Below are 20759 nucleotides of genomic sequence, written 5' to 3'. Positions count from 1 at the left end.
TTGGCAAGGAAAACAAGGAGCAAACTAAAAAATTGCTAGACGTTTTTTGATTGCTCCTAGGAGGGATAATATATAGTCATGCTAAGACGTGTTATTGAATCACCAGTATTTTGATATGTATGTGCCCTATCAGCTTTGAAACGAATAGAATCCCCAGTTTTTATTGTATATTTTAAATCATTTACATATAAAGTTAGTATTCCATCATAAACAGTAATAAATTCCTCTGTTCCTTCTTGATGTGCTTCAGCTTGTAGGAACCCATTTTCTTCGATTTCTACTGTATATATTTCAAATCTCCTATTTTCTTGGAAAGGAAAATAAGGGTATACTTTATATTTGCCATTATCTTCGATTAATGGTTGAATTTCATGACGAAAAACAACTTTTGCCTGAGGTTGTGGTTCATTAATTAATGAGGTAAAAGATGTTTTTAACCCATTTGCGATTTTCCATATCGTTGTAAGTGTAGGACTTGATTCACCTCTTTCTATTTGACCGATCATGGTTTTACTTACTCCAGTAAGTTCGGATACTTTTTCTAAGCTTAATTTTTTCCTTTCCCTTATTCCTTTTAAATTTTTAGCAAGTATTTGATGAATTTCTTCCATAATTACCTCCGAATTTTCTGTACATTATAGTGATGTTCATATACAATAAATTAGAAAGTCGTTATATTGACCTTTTTAGTCATTATAACATACCTCTTGAAAGGTGGGAAGGAAATGCCGATCATGTCGTTTTTACTATATGTTTTTGTAGCCAGCTTTACTCCTGGTCCCAATAATATAATGGCGATGGTATTTGCACATAATTATGGACTGAAAAAGACCATTCGTTTTTGCTTAGGTGTTGGTACAGGTTTTTTTATCATTATGATGTTATGCAGTTATTTTAATTTGCTTTTAAAAAACTATATTCCCAAAATTGAACTTGCCATGTCAGTGATTGGCGCTGTTTATATGATTTATCTTGCTGTGAAAATTATAACGAGTAAAGATAGTAATTCTGAAGGTGATAAAAAAAATAATAGCTTTACTACAGGAATGCTTCTACAATTTATCAATCCAAAGGGGATATTATACGGTTTAACTGTAGTAGCAACGTTTATTCTTCCTTTTCAATCATCAACTATTAGTATTACTCTCTATTCGATATTTCTAGGATTTATAGGTTTTTTAAGTACTTTTTGTTGGGGAATGTTCGGTTCTGTTTTTCAGAAATTTCTTTCAAAATATAAAAACCAATTTAATATAGTAATGGCCTTACTATTGGTATATGTTGCTATATCAATATTTATCTAGTAGTGTAAAAAGTTATTTGAATAAAAGAGTTGTCTTTAAAGGGGAAGTCATTTTATAAGACAACTCACAGGTGTTTCTATAATATACATTTTTTTAAATCAAGAATGGCTTGCAGGTGCATTCCTTCGTGAAAGATGGTTCGAATAAGCACTTGTTCAATTGTATGCATACCCATTTCAGTTGGTGGAAATTCCTCTTCTAATCTCTCTCCATATGTTTCTTTAATATCAGAAGGCTGTTTCTTTAATAAACACTTTAATTCTTCATAGGAAGGGGTTTCAGAGGTGAATTGAGTAGGTGATGTTCCAAAGCCAAACCAAGTTTGAAGTGGTTCTATTTCTACCAATTTATCCTTTGTTAATGCATGAATCCATAAATACTGATCAAGATAGATATGCCCCATGTTCCAACGAATGTTATTATTAAATCCATTTGGAACGATGTCTGCTTCTTCCTTTGTTACATTTTCGAGTACATCTAGAATATAACTACGATAGCTCTTTAGTTGGTTAAACAAAACCTCATGACGTTGATTCATCCATATATTCCTCCTCATAGTAAACTATTTAATTATTCGACAAAGATAGAAATTTTCCTTTAAAATTTATTTAATTATCAATCAGTACAAATTATTTGAAGACTATACTATAGATAATGTCATATGCGGATAGGTGTCCTTGCAGGAATTTTTACAGTAATTGTCGAAAGTTTGCTTATATAAACTACAATTTGAATTTGAATGGGTTTAATTTTATAAGTTTACTAAAGAAAGAATTTGGAGGAAAAGTGTTTGAACGAGGAAATTAATTATAAGTTTTGGACTGTATGTATGATTCAGAATCAGGATAAAGTTCTATTACTAGATCGACAGCATGATCATTTTAATGGCTTTATACCTCCTGGTGGAAAAGTAGAATTCCCAGAAAGCTTTGTTGAATGTGCAATCAGAGAAGTAAAAGAAGAAACCGGATTGGATGTTAAAAACCTAAAGTATAAAGGCATATATGAGTATGTTAATCCAGAAAAAAATGATCGATACATTATTTTTAATTATATAACCAATGAATTTGAAGGGCAATTACTGCAAAATTCATCTGAAGGAAAGCCAGTATGGGTTAATATAGATGAAATCGATCAGTTACCTATGCAGCAGTCCATTCGGAGAAGATTTCCGTTATTTTTTCAGGAAGGAACCTTCGAAATCCATGTTAAATGGGATAATCAAAAAAATACTGAAGGTGAAGTATTTATTAGAAAAACATAATACTGGAACATGAAAAACTACAAGTTTTTAATCGGGAGGATACCTTATAGAGATTCGACTTGCTGAAGAAAAAGACATTGATCAATTAATAAAAATGAGATGGGATTTTACTATTGAAGAAGATTATGAGAATAAGATTCAACCATCTGACTTTGAAGATTTTAAGCAAGAATGCCGAACATTTTTGGAGAAATATTTAGATGGTGATCAATGGTTTATCTGGATTGCTGAAAATGAGGGGAGAATTGTTTCCCATATATATATAGAATTAATACAAAAAGTTCCGAGACCTGGTAGGATTACAAAACCTTTTGCCTATATCACTAATGTTTATACCGTTAAAGAGTATAGAAATAAAGGGATTGGTAGCAGATTACTATCAAGAATAAATGAATGGATAAAGGACAATAATTATGAATTTGTTATTGTTTGGCCAAGTGATGATAGTGTAAATTTTTATCATAAAAATGGTTATGTTCAATGTACAGAACCAATGGAATATTTCCCTAATTAAATCATGATAGAGTGAATGATCTCCATTCACTCTGTTTAAGTTTCAACATAATTATTTTTTGATCGGGCGCTCAAGAGTTAGAATTTCATCTTCTAGTGAGGCATATTGCTGTTCAACGACCGTTTTTACATCGTTTACTGCTGCGTTGTAAAAGTGAGGAGCTAGTGATTCTTTAATAAAATCAAATACTCTTTCAGCAGCAAATTCCGATATTTCTTCATCTCTTTCTTGAGAGAAAAAGTATTGAATATCTGATATCATAAGTTGTTTTTGTTCTTTAGTAAGTTTAATAAACAAGTAAACCACTCCTTAAATAATAATTAAGTATAATTATACTTTTGAAGGAACAAAATGATAGACTTTATTTTTATAATGAATTATGTACATTGGAGAATTAGTGTTTATTAGGAACTGTTACAAGAATCGTTGGAAATTAACATGGGGGTTTAATATGATAATAAAATTAGAAAATAAACATCGGGATATTGCTCAGAAAATCTTGAAGGTTCAAATTCCCTCATATCGTGTTGAGGCAGATATTATCGGTTACTATGATATCCCACCATTAAAGGACACAGTGGAACATATCCAAAAATGCCAAGAGACTTTCTATGGTTATATTATTGAAGAAGAATTATGCGGTGTGATTTCATTTAAAGTGAATAAGGGAATAGTTGATATACATCGATTAATTGTACACCCAAATCATTTTAGAAAAGGAATTGCCCAACATCTACTTGATCACATTTTGCGCAGTGAAGATTATGTTGCCATGAAAGTATCAACCGGTTCCAAAAATACACCAGCTGTACAGTTTTATTATAAAAATGGTTTTCAGAAGATTGAAGAAATAGTCGTGAATGAATCTCTTTCAATAAGTTGTTTCGAGAAACAATTAAATAAAATTTGATTAGGAGGATTAAAATGTTTTATCGACGAAAGTTTTATATAGTAAAAAAGGAGTTTGTAGATATTTTTAATAAGCATTTTAATGAAACGAATTTACCGAACCAATTAAAACATGGTTCGCGTTTGATCGGAAGATGGATGAAGCCAAATGAAGACGATACGATGGAAATATTCGCCATATGGGAATATGACAGCTATGATGATTATCAAAGGATCGAAGCGAAAATTAAAAGTGATTCCTCTCATTTACAACGAATAGCTAATTGGTATGAACAAAATGGTGGTAGAGAACAAGTATATCGCAATTACATAGTAGAAGTAAGAAACGAAGTATTAACATCAACTGTTATATAAAATAGTATATTTTTTCCATAAAGTATATGAGGATGAATGTCGATGAGAAAAGTAGAGGTTACTAAATACAATGAAAATTGGATTGTATTATTTCAGGAAGAAGCACGAAAATTAACAGAAATCTTTGGCACAGAGCTTCTTGAGATCCATCATTTTGGTAGTACATCTGTAAAAGGTTTAAAAGCAAAGCCTATTATTGATATGCTGCTTGTGGTAAAGGATATTCAATTGGTGAATAAGTTTAATGGAGAAATGAGATCACTTGGTTATGTGCCAAAGGGAGAAAACGGGATACCTGAACGAAGATATTTTCAAAAGGGTGGAGACCAGCGAACCCATCATGTTCACATCTATGAAAAAGACAATAAACAGATTATTAGACATCTTGCGTTTCGAGATTATCTGCGTGAACATCCCGATGCAGTAAAAATGTACGGTGACTTGAAAATGGAATTAGCTAAACGTTTTCCATTCAATATTGATTCATATATAGATGGTAAAGAAAGTCTTGTATTGGAGCTGGAAAAGAAAGCATTAAAATGGTGGATGAGCACCCATTCATACTGAAAAGCAGTTTATATGTTGAGTGTTAGGAGGAAATATAATGGCTTCTATCCTTGTAAATTGGGGAGATTCAACAGTTCAACTTACTTGGATTACTAGTAAGGAGCTCCAAAACTACAATTAATTACGAGTGTGCATGGTTTTTGCTTTTTTAAAGGAAAGCTGTTACTAGTTGATTTAAATCATAGAGGGTGGGACTTTCCTGGTGGCCACAGAGAGGGAAATGAGGCAGCGATTCTTATATAGTTAGTAGATCTTTTCTTATTGAAATGAAAGGTGTAGCGGTCTTCAACTGATAGTTATTTGTTAATACTTTACTTAAATGGCAACAACGTTTTAGAAAGGAGCTTAATTTTTTGCGTCATAGAGGATCTGCGGTTCTTATAAAAGATCATGAAGTCGCTTTAATTAAACGGATAAAAGATGGGTGCACTTATTATGTTTTTCCAGGTGGTGGTATTGAGAGTTCGGAAACTCCTGAGGAAGCGACCATGAGAGAAGCCTACGAAGAATTAGGGGTACGGATAACGATTATAGATGATTTTGGTCGTGCTTACTTTAATGGAATTCAATATTTTTATTTAGCGGAAATACGTGATGGAGTATTTGGAACAGGTAAAGGATTGGAATATACCGATAAGAGCAGAGGCTTCTATGAGCCTATTTGGGTTGACATAAGTAGATTAGCCTCATTGGACGTCAGGCCAAAAGAAATGGCTAAAAAGATCCATCAATTGTTTAATTAAAAAAATCTTATCTCAATAATGTGTTAACTAATAATAGGTTAAGAACTGCAATTCTCCTTATAGAGCTGAGAAGAGAGGTAAATAATGGATCAAAACGTTTAAATACTTATTCGGTAGGTGTAAAAATCTAGTAGTAAAGCTTACAAAGGCAAATAACTATATCTAATTCAGACAATTGATTTTTTCCAAGGAGGGTGACCGATGGGATCTAGAATCATGCATCTCATTATCGCTGAACAAATAACAAATAAAATCTCCATTTCGAATAAGGAAGCATTTTTATTAGGTGGAGTAGCTCCAGATGCTGTAACTTCAAAGGAACTCTCCCATTTTTATATCGGAAATTTAAAGGACTTTTCAAGAAGTATTGATTTTAATGGATTTTTCGAAAAGTATAAAGAAATGTTTCCCTCAGGCTATCTATTAGGCTATTATATACATCTTATTGCAGATGACCTTTGGTTAAAAGGATTTTACATACCGTGGCTAAAGAACAGAATGGATAATGACGAAGGCATATTAGAGCTATATCATAATGATTTTCGTTTATTAAATGGGAAACTATTAAACTATTATCAAATCCATGAAGTACAAATAAATAATACGGATACAATTGATGGGATTTGTGATCTAAATGAAGTACATATTGAAGATATAAAAGCATTTTTGCCCTTTCTTTATGAAGATATACAATATGAAGAAGCAGTTCTTGATGAAAATCTAAATGTATTTACCTTTAATCAAATCATTGGCTATATTGAAACATCAATTGAAAAAGCTTTATATCATTTAAAAGACTTAGATCTAGTCTAAGATTAGAAAGGAAGAGAAATGTGAAAGAAGGATACATAGCTGTTACAGGCGGGAATGTATATTATAAAATAGTTGGTGATGGAAACAAGACTCCAATCATCCTGTTACACGGTGGACCAGGAGGGACACATGTTCCTTTTATGCATCTTGAAAATTTGGGGAATGATCGACAAGTAATTTTTTATGACCAATTAGGGTCAGGAAAGTCGGATCGGCCAACCGATCATTCATTATGGAATATTGATCGGTTTGTCGAAGAATTAGGACAAATTAGAGAAGCGCTTGGCCTCTCGAAACTTCACATACTAGGACATTCATGGGGAACCATGCTAGCAGCAAGCTATTTACTGAAACAGCCTGAGGGGGTACAAAGTATTATTTTTTCTAGCCCTTGCTTAAGCGTACCACAATGGGAAATGGATCAAGAAATGCATTTGAAACAATTGCCTGAAGAGGTTCAAGAGATTTTATCTAGATGTGAACGTGAAGGGACCACAGATACAGAGGAGTATAAAACTGCGATGAAGGAATTTAATAAGCGGTTTGTGTATCGTCTAGATTCAAGACCAAAGGAAATGGAATCACCTTACGCGAAATCGAATTCGATTGTTTATAATACGATGTGGGGGCCTTCAGAGTTTTGCACTACTGGAAATTTAAAGGGATATGATGTAACAGAACGCTTAAAAGAAATTCAAGTACCTGCAATGTTTACTTGTGGTCGTTATGATGAAGCAACACCGCAAACAGTTGAAGGATATAGTCACTGTTTACCGGGATCAATTTTTCATGTATATGAACAAAGTGCACATTTACCGTATTTGGAAGAACCAGCTGAGTATATTGGTAGAGTAAGAAGTTTTTTAGACCATGTTGAAAAACAATAGGATGAAATAAAAGGTGGAGGGCTATGGATAGATTACCTAAAAATCTCGAGAGCCTTTTAAAAGGTTGCAGCTCGGAAGAAATCACTATTGGCTGTTCAGAGTCAAATACATTTCGTGTAAAAGGTGATAATTATCATCAATTCTTAAAAATTCAATCCATAAATGCAAAAGAGAAATTGTTGAATGAAAAGGAACGTTTGGAATGGCTTCAAGGAAAATTACCAGTTCCTAAAGTACTTTATTATGAACAAGATGATATAAATGAGTACTTATTGATTTCTGAAATAGCAGGAAAAGATGCCTCAGTTGAAATAGATAAAACAACGTCTGTACCCGATTTAATGAAACAATTAGCATTAGGATTGAAAATGATCCATTCAATAAAAATCGATCAATGTCCTTTTGATCAGACAGTACAAAAAAAATTAGAAGAGGCAAGGTTAAGAGTTGAAAAAGGTTTAGTGAATGAGGATGATTTTGATGAGGAAAGAAAAGGAATTCCCTCCGATGTCCTTTTTCAACATTTGAAGGATTCGGTTCCCAAGGATGAAGACTTAGTATTTGCCCATGGAGACTATTGTTTACCCAATATTATTTTGCAAAATGGGAAAATAAATGGATTTATTGATATGGGAAGAGCAGGAATATCTGATAGATATCAAGATTTAGCACTTGCAGTAAGAAGTATTACGTATAATTTTGGTAAAGAAATGCTCCCGTATTTTTTCAATGAATATGGAATGCAAAGATATGACAAAGCGAAAATTAACTTTTATCAATTAATGGATGAGTTTTTTTAGTGGGACACAGGGTCTGACCCCGCGTCCCAAAAAGTTAAGTTATCAGAATGTTACTAATTGCCTATACAATCGTCGTGCTATATTCCTTATAATAGAAAGGTAACCAAATATATGTAAAGGAGGAGTTGTTTTAATGGCGACATTAAAATCAGGGGAAACCGCAACTCAAACAGGTACTTATGTTGAGGTAGGACACGGTGGAGGTAAGGTAAAAAACGCAAAACGTGTCGAAGTAAAGCAAGGGGATAAACTTCCAGAGTTAGAAACTTATACTGTTACGATAGAACATAAAGGTGAAAAGAAAACTAGAAATCGCCAACATCGTTGGCATTTAGTAAAATAGAAGTAAAGGAGCTTGCATAAATGCAAGCTTTTTTTTTGAAGTTATTTATAAAAATATTTCTTAGTGTAAAGTAGCATCTTTATCACCACTTTTTACTTCCTCGATTGATTCCTCCTTTTCCTCATGAAATTCTACAGTAGATTGTGCAGTAATATAATCAAAAGGAGTATAGGAATTACTCGGGAGCATTCTGTTTTTTACGATTTTAAAGATAATGAGACCTATCAAGAAAACAATCATTAGGGTAAATAAAATAGAAAGAAAAGATAAAATAATCATATAATCTCTCCTTTATTTTGATGTTTCAAGTCTTTTATATTATTCATACGTCATCTAATTTCAAAAGTTTCAAAAGTTCTTAAATAAAAAATTGTCTTTTTTAACAAATTTCTTTTTGGATTTATAGGAATTTTAAAGAAATTATGGTTGCGTTTTTACTATGTGACTGCTATATTACTTTTATATATATCACAAAATGATATATCATAAAATGATATATAACTGAATGATTAGATTGAAATGATAAGAATAGTTAATAAACACAGATTTTTTATACTATGGCATTACTCCCACAAACAACACACTGGTTTGTGAATGTAGAGAGTACTTTGAAGAGATGATAGTGACATTACAATAAAAAAACAAAACAGGAGTTTAGACAGATGAAATCAATTTTAACACCAAAATGGGTCACTCTTTTTGTAATTATTATCCTTTCAATAGGATTATATTTGAAGCAAAGCATGGGAGCGACAATGCAGATAGGAAGTCTATTATTGGCATTGTGGTTAGCAATTACCTTACATGAATTAGGGCATGTTATATTTGGAAAAATGAGTGGCTATCAATTTGTCTTTTTTACAACTGGACCATTGCTAATTGAAAAAGCAAAGAAAGGTTTTTGCTTAAAAGAGAATAAACATTGGTTTCATTTTGGTGGATTGGCAATGATGACACCACCTAATGGAAACAATATTAAAAAAATGATGCTGTATGCAGTTGGTGGACCTATACTTTCATTAATCATAGCTATGACAAGCTTTCTACTATATAGACAATATACTAACTCTTTTTATTTATATTTAGGCATCATGAATAGTGCTATTTTCTTTGCAACGATCATCCCAGTGAAAACCAATATGCAAACAGATGGGTATGTAGTCCTCTCTTTATTAAAGAATAACGAAGACACTACTAAGCTAATAAATGAAATAAATATATCCAAAGAATTACTTAGTAAAAAGCAACCAAAAGACTGGGATTCTAAACAGATACAATTAGCGAGACAAATGCAGCCATCTATTGATCATGTACAATATGCGATGTTCCTCTACTATTTTGAAATTGAACAAGCTGGATTTTCTTCAGCGGTAAATGCGTTGAAAGAATTTGCTGCCATTCCTGTCACTAAGAAAAATAAGCAACAATTAGGATTTATCATTCATATGAAACAAATCGAACATTTCTTATCAGAGGATGTTCAATTGGAGATGATTTCAGAATATCAACAATTTCTTTCGAGAATTGAGCCTCTATCTTTTCACAGGGGCGAAGCTATGATTGCATACTTACAAGATAATAAAACAAAGGCACTTGAATTGTTAAATAAGGTTCAGAAAAATGTAGAACAATATGAATCACTATATGGATTTTTTAAAGCGGAAAAAACGCTAACAGAACTGATTAAAGAAAAAATAGCTTAATAAAAAGGGAGTAGAAAATCTGGAGAATTATTTTAGATGGGAGCGGGAAGGTTTGGAAACTAATTTATATTTTGTTAGACATGCACACTCAACGTACTCACCAGATGAATACAACCGTCCTTTGTCTGCAAGAGGATTTACTGATGTTAAACAAATAACTCATCTTTTGCAAGAAGAGAATATAGACTTAATCATCTCTAGTCCATATTTAAGAGCCAAGCAAACGGTTGAAGGAATTGCGAAGTTGCTGGATAAAGAAATACTAATTATGGAAGATTTTAAGGAAAGAATATTATCTGATAAAAAGGTAGAAGCTTTCCAGGTTGCTATTTCAAGAGTGTGGGAGAATCCAACATATTCTTGGGAAGGTGGGGAATCGAATCTCAGTGCTCAAAAAAGGGGAGTTAAGGTTACTTTAGAAGTAGTAGAAAGATATAAAGGGAAAAATATCGTGATTGGTACTCATGGAAATATTATGGTCCTCATCATGAATCATTTTAATAATAAATTTGATTTTCAATTTTGGCAACAGCTTGATATGCCTGATATTTATAAAATGACCTTTAATCATACAAAACTCATTGATGTTCATCGATTATGGTATCGAACAAATTAGGAATGAGTTTTACTTGGAGTATTTGTGAATCATTTTTGACGATGACAAAGGGATTGTTCGAAATTTACAGAACAATCCCTTTTTATCTAATGAACTAAATATGTTTGTAGTTTATAGATCAGTTTCAATTCCCTTTTCATTATTTTTTTTAGTAATGGAACGATCTGATTTTTTCTGTGTTTTCGATTGATCCCATTTAAATATTTTATTAAGCATTTTGTAAATATTCTTGGATTCCTTTGTTAAAAGTGGTCCAATAATCGCTAATATTAATACATAGACAGCGGTAAATGGTTTTAGAATAGGCATTAGGCCACCTGCAAGCCCCAAATTTGCCACAATAATGGAAAATTCTCCTCTTGAAACGATGGTCAATCCAATATTTGAAGCAGCTTTATAGGAAAGACCTGCTTTTCGTCCAGAAATTAAGCCAGCAATTAAATTGCTCAGGATAGTAAGGATGACTGCTCCTAAGGCTAGCCATACTGCTCCACCTAAACTAAATGGATCAATACTTAGACCGAAACTAAAGAAAAATAATGCGCCGAAAAAATCTCTAAAAGGCATAACCATATGCTCGATACGTTCACGGTGCTCTGTTTCAGAAAAAACGAGACCAAGCAGCAAAGCCCCAATGGCTTCAGCAACATGTAATTTCTCAGAAATCCCTGCAATAAAAAATAGGGAGGCAAAGACAACAAGGATAAAAATTTCATTAGATTTAATATTTAGTAGTTTATTAAGGAGGGGGGTACCTTTTCTAGCAATCACGAAAAATAGAATCATATAACCAAGTGATATGCAAACTGAAATGAGGGTACCAATAATAGTCGTAGATCCACTTAATAGCAGGCCAGACATTACAGATAAAAATAATGCTAGGAAAATATCATCAAACAGAATAATTCCTAAGATTAATTCAGTTTCAGAATTAGCGGTTCGTTTTAAATCAACGAGTACTTTTGCAACAATTGCTGAAGAGGAGACACTTACGAGACCAGCAATAATCAGGGTTTCCATCACAGGAAATCCAACAACAAAACCATACACTAGTCCTAAAGTGAAATTAAGAACAACATAAATGGTTCCACCTATAACAATTGAGCGACCAGAGCGGATTAATTTTCCTACAGAGAATTCTAGTCCTAAATAGAATAGTAGAAATAATACACCGATACGTCCAAAAAATTCAATTATTTCGGAGCTCTGAATAAATGTAAAATCAAATATCCCGATTTTAGGAGCATGTGGACCAACAAACATACCTAAAAGAATAAGAAAGGGGATAATGGAAAACTTCAATCTCCCCGCCAACAATGCCCCAATTGATACTAATAGAAGTGCTGTACCGACTTCGAAAACTAAGTGATTTGTCATTTAATCATCCACCTTTCTTTGAAAGAATATCTTTTACGAATTTTTTCACCTGATTACGTTGGCCAGAGATGATGACTGTATCTCCTGCTTCTAAAAGGGCTTCAGGTCCAGGTGTATGAATTTTTTGATGATTAATTTTGATGATGGCAATAATATTTACTTCATATGTCTGGCGAATACTTAGTTGTCCTATTGTTTGTTGGTTAGCGATTGCTGTAGGATCAACTTTAAACCATTCAATCACTAAATCATCAAATGTCATTTCAATTGTTTCTAACGCTTTGGGAGCATAAGTCATTCCTCCTATTATAGCGGCAATCTGTCTAGACTCTGTGTCATCTAATGAAATATTAGCTACTGATTCATCAAAATCATCTGGGTCAAAATAATAGACATCTCTGCGACCGTCATCATGAATAATAACGACGATCTTTTCAAGGCTTTTAGTAACAATTTCAAACTTCTTACCAATTCCAGGTAATTCAATTTCACGAATATTCATTTTCTATTCCTCCTTTAGTTAAAAACTCCTATATATAAATTTTTTTTATAGGTTTACGTCAATTTCTGTTCTGATTTTTTCGGTTTTAGAAATTCCAATATATTTCAATGTTTCAGAAGGGGTCGAATGATTAAAATGTTCCTTTAAAATTGAGATAGCTATTCCACGTTTATAAGCATGGTATCCAAAAGTTTTTCTCATTGAATTTGTTCCAATCTTTCCAACAATACCAATTGCTTCTGCCGCCTGATGAATGATTCGATAGGCTTGTTGTCGAGTGATGGGTTGTGAAGTTCTAGGAGATTTAAATAAAAAGTCATCTTTAGTAAGCTCTTGATTCTGAATATAATGGATAATCGCTTGTTTTACTTTATGATTAAGATAAATTTCCTTCGTTTTATCATGATGTGGCAGGATATAGAAGTTTTTCACCCCATCCTCGTCTAAAACATCTTCAACCCTAATTTTTAAGATTTCGGTTATTTTCAACCCGGTATTAATCCCCAAAGTAAAGAGAACATAATCTCTCTCTGAGTGTTTTTTTAAATACCTTTTAATTGCATTAATTTGCTTTATATCCTTTAATGCTTCAACATACTCCATTACAAAACACTCGCTTTCAGCTTTTTTTATCCCGTATTTTTCTACTAATCACATAAATACTACATCCAAGTGTAAGGATTGAAAGGAATTTACTAGCAAGTATTAAATAACTTGTTGTTTGTGTATCTACAGTGATATGCGGTAGTTCTACGAAGATTAGAACGGTGAGGATGCTAAAACAGAGCACATTAAATGCATTATAAAAGGCTTGATTGATGATCTTGCAGCTTTGTTCTTTATTTTCATTTAAATAGGTAATGGTTACATAGGACATAACTAATATTAAGACATACGTTAACAGAATAATTGCCAACCAAATGCCCAATTTAGTTGCCTCCCAACAATTAAATATTTATAGCTATACGTGGTAAAATATCTTGTTATTAAAGGAGAAAAGAAGTGAAAAATACTATAAAGTAATGTTACTTAATTATAGCTTAACATAATGTTATGTAACATGCAAAACATAAGCAGAATTCTAAATGTATTTAGTAACAGCACTAAGAATACTTCAAAAACCGTCTAATCTTTTGAGGTGCTCGAAAATGTCAAGTGGTTTTGGATAGAGAAATTGAAAAAAACTTGAAAAATAATTGACAATTATGTGAAGAAAATGAATAATATAATGCAAGGGGGATGATCGTATGGGAGCTAAAGCAAAGCTACTTAATGCTGTTAAATACATCGGTAGTTTTCTACTCGTTGTAGGGAGTATTGTATTTAGTTTTGGTTTTTTTGGAAGCGGTTCCGGTGTTTTAACTGCGATTGGAATAGGTACAGTAATGGGTGCTGTATTTATCTTCTTAATGGGTGTCTTCTTTGTAATCACTGAGGAGCTATTAGGAAAGATTGACCATCGAGAGAAAATGACAAATTAGTAAATTTTTATAAAGGGGTATATTTACTTTTGACATAACTGTTTGAGGTTCAAATCACATATGATTTGAACCCTTTTGTTTTTTACAAAGGGGAAAGGAAGATGAAAATTAGTCGAACTAGGATTTAAGTTTATTGGCTAAATTGAATTATATGTTCATGATTTGCACGTAAATTTATATATCCTAAGTATTTCAAAAAAGTAAGTTCAAGGATGTATAATATTATTTAGTAATTTAGAGTTAGGGATATTGGAAATTTTAGTTTTTCAACTAACGAGCAGAATCATTTTAATAAAACATTTTGGGTATGAAGGAGAAGTGGAAAATACCAATTAAAAATAAATATCGGGGGTAGTGAAAAAAATGGATATATTTATTAGGAACGCTAAGCAAAGCGATTATGAGTCATTGTTGCCTTTATTTAGACAGGTTCATGAATTCCACGTTTTTGTAAGACCGGATATTTACAAAGAGAATTTCACTCCAGTCGCACAAGAGTTTTTTGAAAGTCAATTGATTGAGGGTAAACAGCATATTTTTGTGGCTACAATAGGTAATGATATAGTTGGTGTTGTAGTGACAAAGGAAGAAGAAGTAACTGAAAATACTTTTGTTAAAGCAAGGAAAGTATTATATATAAAGAGTTTATGCGTTGCTGAAACACATAGAAAGAAAGGTATCGGAAAAAAACTTATTAAATACATTTTTGATTTTGGAAGAAGCGTAGAAGTTGATAGTATTGAGTTGGGGGTATCTGAGGAAAATACATCTGCCATTGAATTTTATAGGTCAATTGGGATGACAACGAAGAGTAGAAAAATGGAGATTATATTGAACTAACAAAGCAGCTTTAGTTGAACACAACAGTAAATAAAAGGAAAAAGCTTGGGATGTTTCCCAAGCCTTTTGTTAGCTATTTGAATTGTAAATTTACTTGTTATTTATATTACGAAATCGTATATTATTTGGCTGCATTTTTAAGTTTTCTCCACGTTATCGGAACTACCTAAAATTGAACTGCAACCCTTTTTTAATGTAAATTTAACCGCTATTTTTAAATATAACCCCATACCATACACAATAATGTCCCGAAGATAGTAACTAGGGCAATAAACACTCCATAATAAATATTTATATAAATTGGCTTTTTATCTTCTGTTTCACCTGCATGCATAAAGACGACCAATTGTACGGCTGCTTGTATAAAGGCTGTTAAGAGAAGGATTGTCATGCCGACAGAGAATGACAAATCAAGAAAGTAAACTGCAAGTGCAACAGTAGTTAATAGTAAAGAAAAGACAAACCCCATGACTTGTTTCATTGGAAATAATTCCTTCATGTTCACATCATTCCTTTCAAATAGATGAAGCTGAATATAAAGATCCAAACGACATCAAGGAAATGCCAGTAAAGGGAGAAGATAAATGACTTATTCGCTGTTTCTGAATTTATTCCATTCTTTTTTACCTGTAAAATGATAAATAGACCCCAGAATAATCCAAATGTAACATGCGCTCCATGTGTGCCAAGTGTGGTTAAAAGTATTGCAGTAAATGCACTTGTCTGTAATCCTGCTCCAATGTGTACGTAATGTATAAATTCATAAATTTCAAAACCTAAGAATCCCAATCCAAGGAGAAGTGTGATCGTAAAGAAGATGATCATCGCTTTCTTATTATTGATCCGCATTGCGTGGATTCCTAATCCTATTACAAAACTACTTGTTAAAAGTAAAATTGTTTCAATTAGTACAGGTGTAATATCGAATATCTCTGCACCACTAGGACCATTTCCGGTTCGATTATATAATGTAAAGTATGAGGCGAAAAGTGTTGCAAATAGCATCACCTCAGCGCCTAAGAATATCCAAAAGCCAATAATTTTTAAGCGATTTTCTTCTGTGCGATATTCAAGAGGGAGTGAGTGATCTATTTTCATTTTTTTATACCTCCCAATTTATTTTCTGTTTCAATAATTTCTGCAACATCAATATAGTGACCATGGTCTTTCTCAAATGAGCGGTAAGCCATACAAGCAAAAATACCTATTGTTGTTAAAATTAATGGAATCCAGATACTAAATACAAATGTAAAACCCCAGACAAAAAAGATGCTAGCCATGATAAATGGTAAACCACTTTTATTTGGCATGTGAATTTTTTCATATTTTCCATTAAATAAGGAGTACTTATTTTTCTTTGAATCCCAAAATGCTTCATTTGATTGAACTTGCGGCAAAATGGCAAAATTGTATTCTGGTACAGGAGTATGTGTAGCCCATTCAAGAGAACGTGCATTCCATGGGTCTGAGCCGATATCTCTTGTTGCGTAACGAGTACTGTAGTAGATATTATAAACAATTAAAATGAAACCAGCGGCAAGTCCTAATGCTCCGATAAATGAGATCATATTTAAAGGGCCAAATCCAGTGGATGCTGAATAAGTGTACATGCGTCGCGCTTGCCCGTCTAATCCGCTAAAGAACATTGGCATAAACGCTACTAGAGTACTAATTCCGATGATTGATGCTGCCCATTTTCCGATTCTTTCGTTGAGCATAAAGCCAAACATTTTTGGCCAGTAATAAGTAAGTCCTGCAAGCATCGCGAATACCACACCAGGAATGATTACCATATGGAAATGTGCAACCAAGAACATTGTATTATGGTATTGATAATCTGCAGCTGACATTCCTAGCATAACCCCTGTTACACCACCGATAGTAAAAATCGGTAAGAATAGAAGTGAATAAAGCATAGGTGTAGTCACCGTAATTTTCCCTTTCCAAAGTGTAAACAACCAGTTGAAGATTTTAATACCTGTTGGAACAGCTATCGCCATCGTTGTAATTGAGAAAATGCTATTTGCTAGTGCCCCTTGACCCATTGTAAAGAAATGATGTGCCCATACTAAAAATGAGAGAAGGGAGATAATTACCATGGAAGCAACCATCGATTTATACCCATATAAGTTTCGGCGTGCAAACGTTGAAATAATTTCACTATAGATTCCAAATGCCGGTAAAATTAAGATATATACTTCAGGATGTCCCCATACCCAAAATAGGTTAGCCCACAGCATATCCATACCACCGTTTGTCGTTGTAAAGAAGTTTGTTGCAAATAATCGATCCATCGTTCCCATTAAAAGTAATACTGTTAAAACAGGAAAGGCAAAAACAATAATTGCATTCGTTATTAAGGTAGACCAAGTAAACATCGGCATCTTCATTAATGTCATTCCTGGTGCTCTCATTTTTAAGATTGTTGTAATAAAGTTAATTCCTGTCATTAATGTTCCGAGTCCAGCAATTTGTATAGCGATCATATAGTAGTTTGAGCCAACAGATTCACTAAATTCAGTTCCCGCTAGTGGGAAATAAGAAGTCCAACCCGCATCAGGAGAACCCCCGACAACAAATGATATATTGAATAACATTGCCCCCATAAAGAATAACCAGAAACTTAAAGCATTTAAACGTGGAAATGCAACATCGCGAGCACCAATTTGTAATGGGACGACAAAGTTCATTAAAGCCATAATGAAGGGCATTGCCATAAAGATAATCATTACAATTCCGTGCGTAGTAAAAATTTCGTTGTAATGCTGAGCGTCTAATAATTTGTTATCAGGTACGGCAAGTTGCGCACGCATCATGATTGCATCTACTCCACCACGGAATAACATGAGTAAAGCAGAAATTAAATACATTATCCCAATTCGTTTATGATCCACTGTCGTTAGCCACTCACGCCATAGATAACCCCATTTTTTAAAATAGGTCAATCCTACGAGAATTGCTATAACTGTAAGACCAATTGCTACCATAGAAACATAGATTGCTAAACTAGGATGTGGTATGGCAAATCTATCAAAAAAGTCCATCCTTTTTAACTCCTTTCAAGATCAAATTCTAGAAGTAAAGAAATTTAAGTTTAAACAGCTTTATAGGTAAGGGGGGCGTGAATCATGAATTATTTGTTTAATGGTTTTCATGATTTTCTTCCTCAGTCTCAACAGAATGATCTTTCGTGTTAGAGCCATGATGATGACCAGCATTTTCCCCTTCTGGAGCAGGTGCATAATCCAAATGAGTACCGGTGAACGTGGATTGACCCACATGACCTGGTTCTAACAGCTCATCAAATTTTTCTTCAGTTAGAGGTTTGGCTGTTTTCTTCACTTCTTCTACCCACTCATCATATTTATCTTTCGACATGGCTTTGACATTGAATGTGTTTTCAGCAAAGCCTTTCCCACTGAAGTTGGCATTACGTCCCATGTACTCACCAGGAACATCGGCAGCTAAATGTAAAGTATTGACCATATCGGACATTGCATATTTCTGACCACCAAGTTGAGGAATCCAAAAGCTAGTGATTGGCCCATATGAATATAATCGAAATTCAATTGGACGATTCGTTGGAATATAAAGGTAGTTTACCGTTTCGATATCCTCCTCTGGGTAACTAAAATGCCATTTCCAATTGGAGGTTGCCGCGTATATGATTAATGGCTCTTGATCTCCATAACCTTTCGGAGTCGCCTCTACTTTATAATTGGATTTAACCGACATGATTGAAAGAACAATAACAATGATGACTGGTACTCCAACACAGATTGCTTCTACAATCGGGTTTCCCTCAATATGTGGTGGCTCATAATCCTTGCTTTGCTTAGAAGCTCGGAATTTTATTAGCATAAAAAGCAGAAGACCAAAAACTACAATGACAATAAATGACATAATGAATATAGAAATCATAATGTCATTAGCTTGTGTTTTAGCTTGAGGTCCTTTAGGATCTAGTACCATTAAAGGTTCACAGCCTGAAAGTACAGTCACTATAGTAAACATCGCTAAATAGATTAACCATTTCATTTTCATAAAAAACTCCTTTCAATTAAAGATAAAATTCTGAAAGCTAATTTGAAATCATCTTAATATGTTTTATTAAATTTATCTGTAGAATGATTGTGACTTCACATAAAGTTCATGAATAAAGAGAGAGAATTGTCACCAATTATTCAAGATAAACACAGAAAAGGAAGGATAGTTTCATTTGTTTATTAGCTTTATTCTTTAATATAAGGTAAAATAAAAGGATGACTATTTTTAGAAAATTCATATTTAAATTTAAGTATATATAGATTGGTTTTATTACATAAACCTTTGTTCATTATTACTATTTGCTATTTGTTGAAAAATTTTTTAGAAGTTATCTAGTCAAAAAGCATGTATTTATGATATACTAATTTATAGATTACAAATTTTTGATTTATAATTGATAATTTAATAGATAAATTTTTTTGGAGGAGCCTGTCACCAAGGGATAAGTATGTCCCTTTTGTGACAGGCTTTTTTGAGTTTTCATTGAAGATGATTAAATAATTAGGTACCTAATTGCCTTTTTTAAATTACAGAATCATCAAAATTATCAATTATAAAATACAAGGAGGAGATGTATCAATGATTATTGGATTATCCATTATATTGTTACTTGTTTTAATATTACCCTTTACTAAATTTGTTGAACGAAATTTAGAAATATTTTTATTTATAATGGGAATATTAGCTGTTGTTGTAAGCCAAGTTTACTCATGGTCACTTGTTAAGGAAGCAATCATCCATCCGATTAATATTACTCTTGCAGTACTCATAGCCGGATTAGTTTTTCGCTGGTTCCAACGACCGATTGAGAAAGGAATCCTGTGGATTAGCTCAGTAATGCCATATCGCTTATTTATTGCCCTTTTTGTCATCGTTCTTGGAATTGTATCAAGTATTATTACAGCCATTGTAGCTGCTATCATCCTAGTTGCGGTCATTAGTGTATTACGACTGGACCGAAAATCCGAGATTCGTCTCGTTGTGTTAGCATGTTTTGCAATCGGTATGGGGGCAGTGTTAACTCCGATTGGTGAACCACTTTCTACAATTGTTGTAAGTAAATTGGATGAAGATTTCTTTTATCTACTTAAATTAGTTGGAACTTCTGTTATTCCAGCAGTGATTGTTTTTGGAATTATCGCCGCTTTTGCAGTGAAACCGGGTGGTAGATTAAATGAACCTGCCTGGAAATCTGAAATAGCTGCTGCAAGTGAACTAGCAGGATCTAAAGAGAATGAAACGGGTAGCGCAAAAGCAGATACAGGCACACAGACTGAGTCCTATGCGGAGATTATTATTCGCAGTTTAAAGATTTATTTATTTGTAATGGCTTTAACATTTCTTGGTGCTGGTTTTGAACCATTTATTGAAGCGTACTTACTTGATTTAAGTCCTTTAATTATGTATTGGATTAATATGCTCTCTGCTGTTTTAGATAATGCGACACTAGCTGCTGCGGAAATAAGTCCTGCGATGAATGATACTACGATCAAAGATATCTTAATGGGTCTCCTCATTAGTGGGGGGATGCTTATTCCTGGAAATATACCCAACATTATAGCTGCTGGTAAACTGAAAATTACAAGTGGAGAATATGCACGATTTGCTTTTCCAATTGGTTTAGCAGCAATGGTTCTTTACTTTGTTATAATTTTGATAACTGATATTTTGTTCTAAAATGTTTAACTGAAAATA

28 protein-coding genes are annotated in these 20759 nt (G+C 33.1%); 16 read left to right on the top strand and 12 right to left on the bottom strand.

Annotated features, from left to right (window positions below):
* Window positions 1-56: 56 nt before the first annotated feature.
* Entirely contained in the window at window positions 57-611 is a 555-nt protein-coding gene (locus tag NST63_RS13875; RefSeq protein ID WP_180211845.1) for a helix-turn-helix domain-containing protein, read from the bottom strand.
* Between the two features lie 114 nt (window positions 612-725).
* Here NST63_RS13875 and NST63_RS13870 point away from each other — a divergent pair, with 114 nt between their 5' ends.
* Window positions 726-1304 carry a LysE family transporter gene (locus NST63_RS13870; protein ID WP_058005383.1) on the top strand — a complete coding sequence of 193 codons (579 nt, stop codon included), beginning with the start codon at window positions 726-728 and terminating at the stop codon, window positions 1302-1304.
* Between the two features lie 76 nt (window positions 1305-1380).
* Here the strand turns inward: NST63_RS13870 and NST63_RS13865 are convergent, their stop codons facing one another.
* Window positions 1381-1842 carry a DinB family protein gene (locus NST63_RS13865; RefSeq protein ID WP_212941222.1) on the bottom strand — a complete coding sequence of 154 codons (462 nt, stop codon included), beginning with the start codon at window positions 1840-1842 and terminating at the stop codon, window positions 1381-1383.
* A 252-nt stretch (window positions 1843-2094) separates the two neighbouring features.
* Between NST63_RS13865 and NST63_RS13860 the strand changes: the two genes are divergently transcribed.
* Both NST63_RS13860 and NST63_RS13855 read left to right on the top strand, forming a co-directional pair.
* Window positions 2095-2568 (top strand): 8-oxo-dGTP diphosphatase, encoded by a 474-nt coding sequence (locus NST63_RS13860; protein ID WP_212941220.1) that lies wholly within the window; start codon window positions 2095-2097, stop codon window positions 2566-2568.
* A gap of 46 nt (window positions 2569-2614) precedes the next feature.
* Window positions 2615-3082 carry a GNAT family N-acetyltransferase gene (locus tag NST63_RS13855; RefSeq protein WP_341044204.1) on the top strand — a complete coding sequence of 156 codons (468 nt, stop codon included), beginning with the start codon at window positions 2615-2617 and terminating at the stop codon, window positions 3080-3082.
* A gap of 51 nt (window positions 3083-3133) precedes the next feature.
* Here NST63_RS13855 and NST63_RS13850 read toward each other — a convergent pair whose 3' ends face one another.
* Window positions 3134-3379 (bottom strand): DUF2164 domain-containing protein, encoded by a 246-nt coding sequence (locus NST63_RS13850; RefSeq protein ID WP_071975815.1) that lies wholly within the window; start codon window positions 3377-3379, stop codon window positions 3134-3136.
* A 154-nt stretch (window positions 3380-3533) separates the two neighbouring features.
* Here NST63_RS13850 and NST63_RS13845 point away from each other — a divergent pair, with 154 nt between their 5' ends.
* The 8 genes from NST63_RS13845 (at window position 3534) to NST63_RS13810 (ending at window position 8498) form a co-directional block, all read left to right on the top strand.
* On the top strand, window positions 3534-3992 hold the full coding sequence (locus NST63_RS13845) for a GNAT family N-acetyltransferase (RefSeq protein ID WP_341042595.1): 459 nt from the start codon (window positions 3534-3536) through the stop codon (window positions 3990-3992).
* Window positions 3993-4006: 14 nt separating this feature from the next.
* Window positions 4007-4345: an NIPSNAP family protein gene (locus tag NST63_RS13840; RefSeq protein WP_341042594.1), complete on the top strand. Its 339-nt coding sequence runs from the start codon at window positions 4007-4009 to the stop codon at window positions 4343-4345.
* A gap of 42 nt (window positions 4346-4387) precedes the next feature.
* On the top strand, window positions 4388-4912 hold the full coding sequence (locus tag NST63_RS13835; protein WP_341042593.1) for a GrpB family protein: 525 nt from the start codon (window positions 4388-4390) through the stop codon (window positions 4910-4912).
* Between the two features lie 353 nt (window positions 4913-5265).
* Window positions 5266-5655 (top strand): NUDIX hydrolase, encoded by a 390-nt coding sequence (locus NST63_RS13830; protein WP_341042592.1) that lies wholly within the window; start codon window positions 5266-5268, stop codon window positions 5653-5655.
* A 201-nt stretch (window positions 5656-5856) separates the two neighbouring features.
* Window positions 5857-6468, top strand: a complete 612-nt coding sequence (locus NST63_RS13825) for a hydrolase (RefSeq protein ID WP_341042591.1) — start codon at window positions 5857-5859, stop codon at window positions 6466-6468.
* Window positions 6469-6488: 20 nt separating this feature from the next.
* Entirely contained in the window at window positions 6489-7355 is an 867-nt protein-coding gene (locus NST63_RS13820; RefSeq protein WP_341042590.1) for a proline iminopeptidase-family hydrolase, read from the top strand.
* 23 nt (window positions 7356-7378) lie between these two features.
* On the top strand, window positions 7379-8155 hold the full coding sequence (locus tag NST63_RS13815) for an APH(3') family aminoglycoside O-phosphotransferase (RefSeq protein WP_212941200.1): 777 nt from the start codon (window positions 7379-7381) through the stop codon (window positions 8153-8155).
* A gap of 133 nt (window positions 8156-8288) precedes the next feature.
* The gene (locus tag NST63_RS13810; protein WP_058005371.1) at window positions 8289-8498 is read left to right on the top strand and encodes a YjzC family protein; all 210 of its coding nucleotides are present in this window, start codon (window positions 8289-8291) and stop codon (window positions 8496-8498) included.
* A gap of 60 nt (window positions 8499-8558) precedes the next feature.
* Here NST63_RS13810 and NST63_RS13805 read toward each other — a convergent pair whose 3' ends face one another.
* Window positions 8559-8777 carry a DUF3951 domain-containing protein gene (locus NST63_RS13805; protein WP_341042587.1) on the bottom strand — a complete coding sequence of 73 codons (219 nt, stop codon included), beginning with the start codon at window positions 8775-8777 and terminating at the stop codon, window positions 8559-8561.
* A gap of 383 nt (window positions 8778-9160) precedes the next feature.
* On the opposite strand from NST63_RS13805, the gene NST63_RS13800 reads away from it, so the two are divergent.
* Both NST63_RS13800 and NST63_RS13795 read left to right on the top strand, forming a co-directional pair.
* Window positions 9161-10201 carry a M50 family metallopeptidase gene (locus tag NST63_RS13800; protein WP_212941194.1) on the top strand — a complete coding sequence of 347 codons (1041 nt, stop codon included), beginning with the start codon at window positions 9161-9163 and terminating at the stop codon, window positions 10199-10201.
* A gap of 52 nt (window positions 10202-10253) precedes the next feature.
* Window positions 10254-10817, top strand: coding sequence for a histidine phosphatase family protein (locus NST63_RS13795; protein WP_341042583.1), 564 nt, complete (start codon window positions 10254-10256; stop codon window positions 10815-10817).
* 111 nt (window positions 10818-10928) lie between these two features.
* Here NST63_RS13795 and NST63_RS13790 read toward each other — a convergent pair whose 3' ends face one another.
* Genes NST63_RS13790 through NST63_RS13775 form a run of 4 tightly spaced genes read right to left on the bottom strand, consistent with a single transcriptional unit; the run spans window position 10929 to window position 13624 of the window.
* Complete coding sequence (locus NST63_RS13790) at window positions 10929-12194, bottom strand: cation:proton antiporter (RefSeq protein WP_212941188.1); 1266 nt, start codon at window positions 12192-12194, stop codon at window positions 10929-10931.
* A 4-nt stretch (window positions 12195-12198) separates the two neighbouring features.
* Window positions 12199-12696 carry a cation:proton antiporter regulatory subunit gene (locus tag NST63_RS13785; protein WP_212941185.1) on the bottom strand — a complete coding sequence of 166 codons (498 nt, stop codon included), beginning with the start codon at window positions 12694-12696 and terminating at the stop codon, window positions 12199-12201.
* A 45-nt stretch (window positions 12697-12741) separates the two neighbouring features.
* The gene (locus tag NST63_RS13780; protein WP_212941182.1) at window positions 12742-13299 is read right to left on the bottom strand and encodes a tyrosine-type recombinase/integrase; all 558 of its coding nucleotides are present in this window, start codon (window positions 13297-13299) and stop codon (window positions 12742-12744) included.
* Between the two features lie 16 nt (window positions 13300-13315).
* Window positions 13316-13624 carry a hypothetical protein gene (locus NST63_RS13775; RefSeq protein WP_058005365.1) on the bottom strand — a complete coding sequence of 103 codons (309 nt, stop codon included), beginning with the start codon at window positions 13622-13624 and terminating at the stop codon, window positions 13316-13318.
* A 319-nt stretch (window positions 13625-13943) separates the two neighbouring features.
* Between NST63_RS13775 and NST63_RS13770 the strand changes: the two genes are divergently transcribed.
* Both NST63_RS13770 and NST63_RS13765 read left to right on the top strand, forming a co-directional pair.
* On the top strand, window positions 13944-14177 hold the full coding sequence (locus NST63_RS13770) for a hypothetical protein (RefSeq protein WP_058005364.1): 234 nt from the start codon (window positions 13944-13946) through the stop codon (window positions 14175-14177).
* A 363-nt stretch (window positions 14178-14540) separates the two neighbouring features.
* Window positions 14541-15017, top strand: coding sequence for a GNAT family N-acetyltransferase (locus tag NST63_RS13765; RefSeq protein WP_341042581.1), 477 nt, complete (start codon window positions 14541-14543; stop codon window positions 15015-15017).
* Between the two features lie 214 nt (window positions 15018-15231).
* On the opposite strand, the gene qoxD is transcribed toward NST63_RS13765, so the two are convergent.
* The 4 genes from qoxD to qoxA form a co-directional block, all read right to left on the bottom strand.
* Window positions 15232-15516, bottom strand: a complete 285-nt coding sequence (gene qoxD / locus NST63_RS13760) for a cytochrome aa3 quinol oxidase subunit IV (RefSeq protein WP_058005362.1) — start codon at window positions 15514-15516, stop codon at window positions 15232-15234.
* Between the two features lie 2 nt (window positions 15517-15518).
* Window positions 15519-16115, bottom strand: a complete 597-nt coding sequence (gene qoxC, locus NST63_RS13755) for a cytochrome aa3 quinol oxidase subunit III (RefSeq protein WP_058005361.1) — start codon at window positions 16113-16115, stop codon at window positions 15519-15521.
* On the bottom strand, window positions 16112-18061 hold the full coding sequence (gene qoxB / locus NST63_RS13750; RefSeq protein WP_078111026.1) for a cytochrome aa3 quinol oxidase subunit I: 1950 nt from the start codon (window positions 18059-18061) through the stop codon (window positions 16112-16114). The genes qoxC and qoxB overlap by 4 nt, the downstream gene beginning before the upstream one ends.
* A 97-nt stretch (window positions 18062-18158) precedes the next feature.
* Complete coding sequence (gene qoxA, locus NST63_RS13745) at window positions 18159-19061, bottom strand: cytochrome aa3 quinol oxidase subunit II (protein WP_341042576.1); 903 nt, start codon at window positions 19059-19061, stop codon at window positions 18159-18161.
* Window positions 19062-19643: 582 nt separating this feature from the next.
* On the opposite strand from qoxA, the gene NST63_RS13740 reads away from it, so the two are divergent.
* Complete coding sequence (locus NST63_RS13740; protein ID WP_212941171.1) at window positions 19644-20741, top strand: DUF1646 family protein; 1098 nt, start codon at window positions 19644-19646, stop codon at window positions 20739-20741.
* The last annotated feature ends 18 nt before the right edge of the window (window positions 20742-20759 follow it).

This window comes from Heyndrickxia sp. FSL W8-0496 (assembly GCF_038007825.1).
GTDB classification, from domain to species: Bacteria; Bacillota; Bacilli; order Bacillales; family Bacillaceae_C; genus Heyndrickxia; species Heyndrickxia oleronia.
Note: the sequence above shows the minus strand (reverse complement) of the source record. Positions and strands in the feature narration are given on the sequence as shown.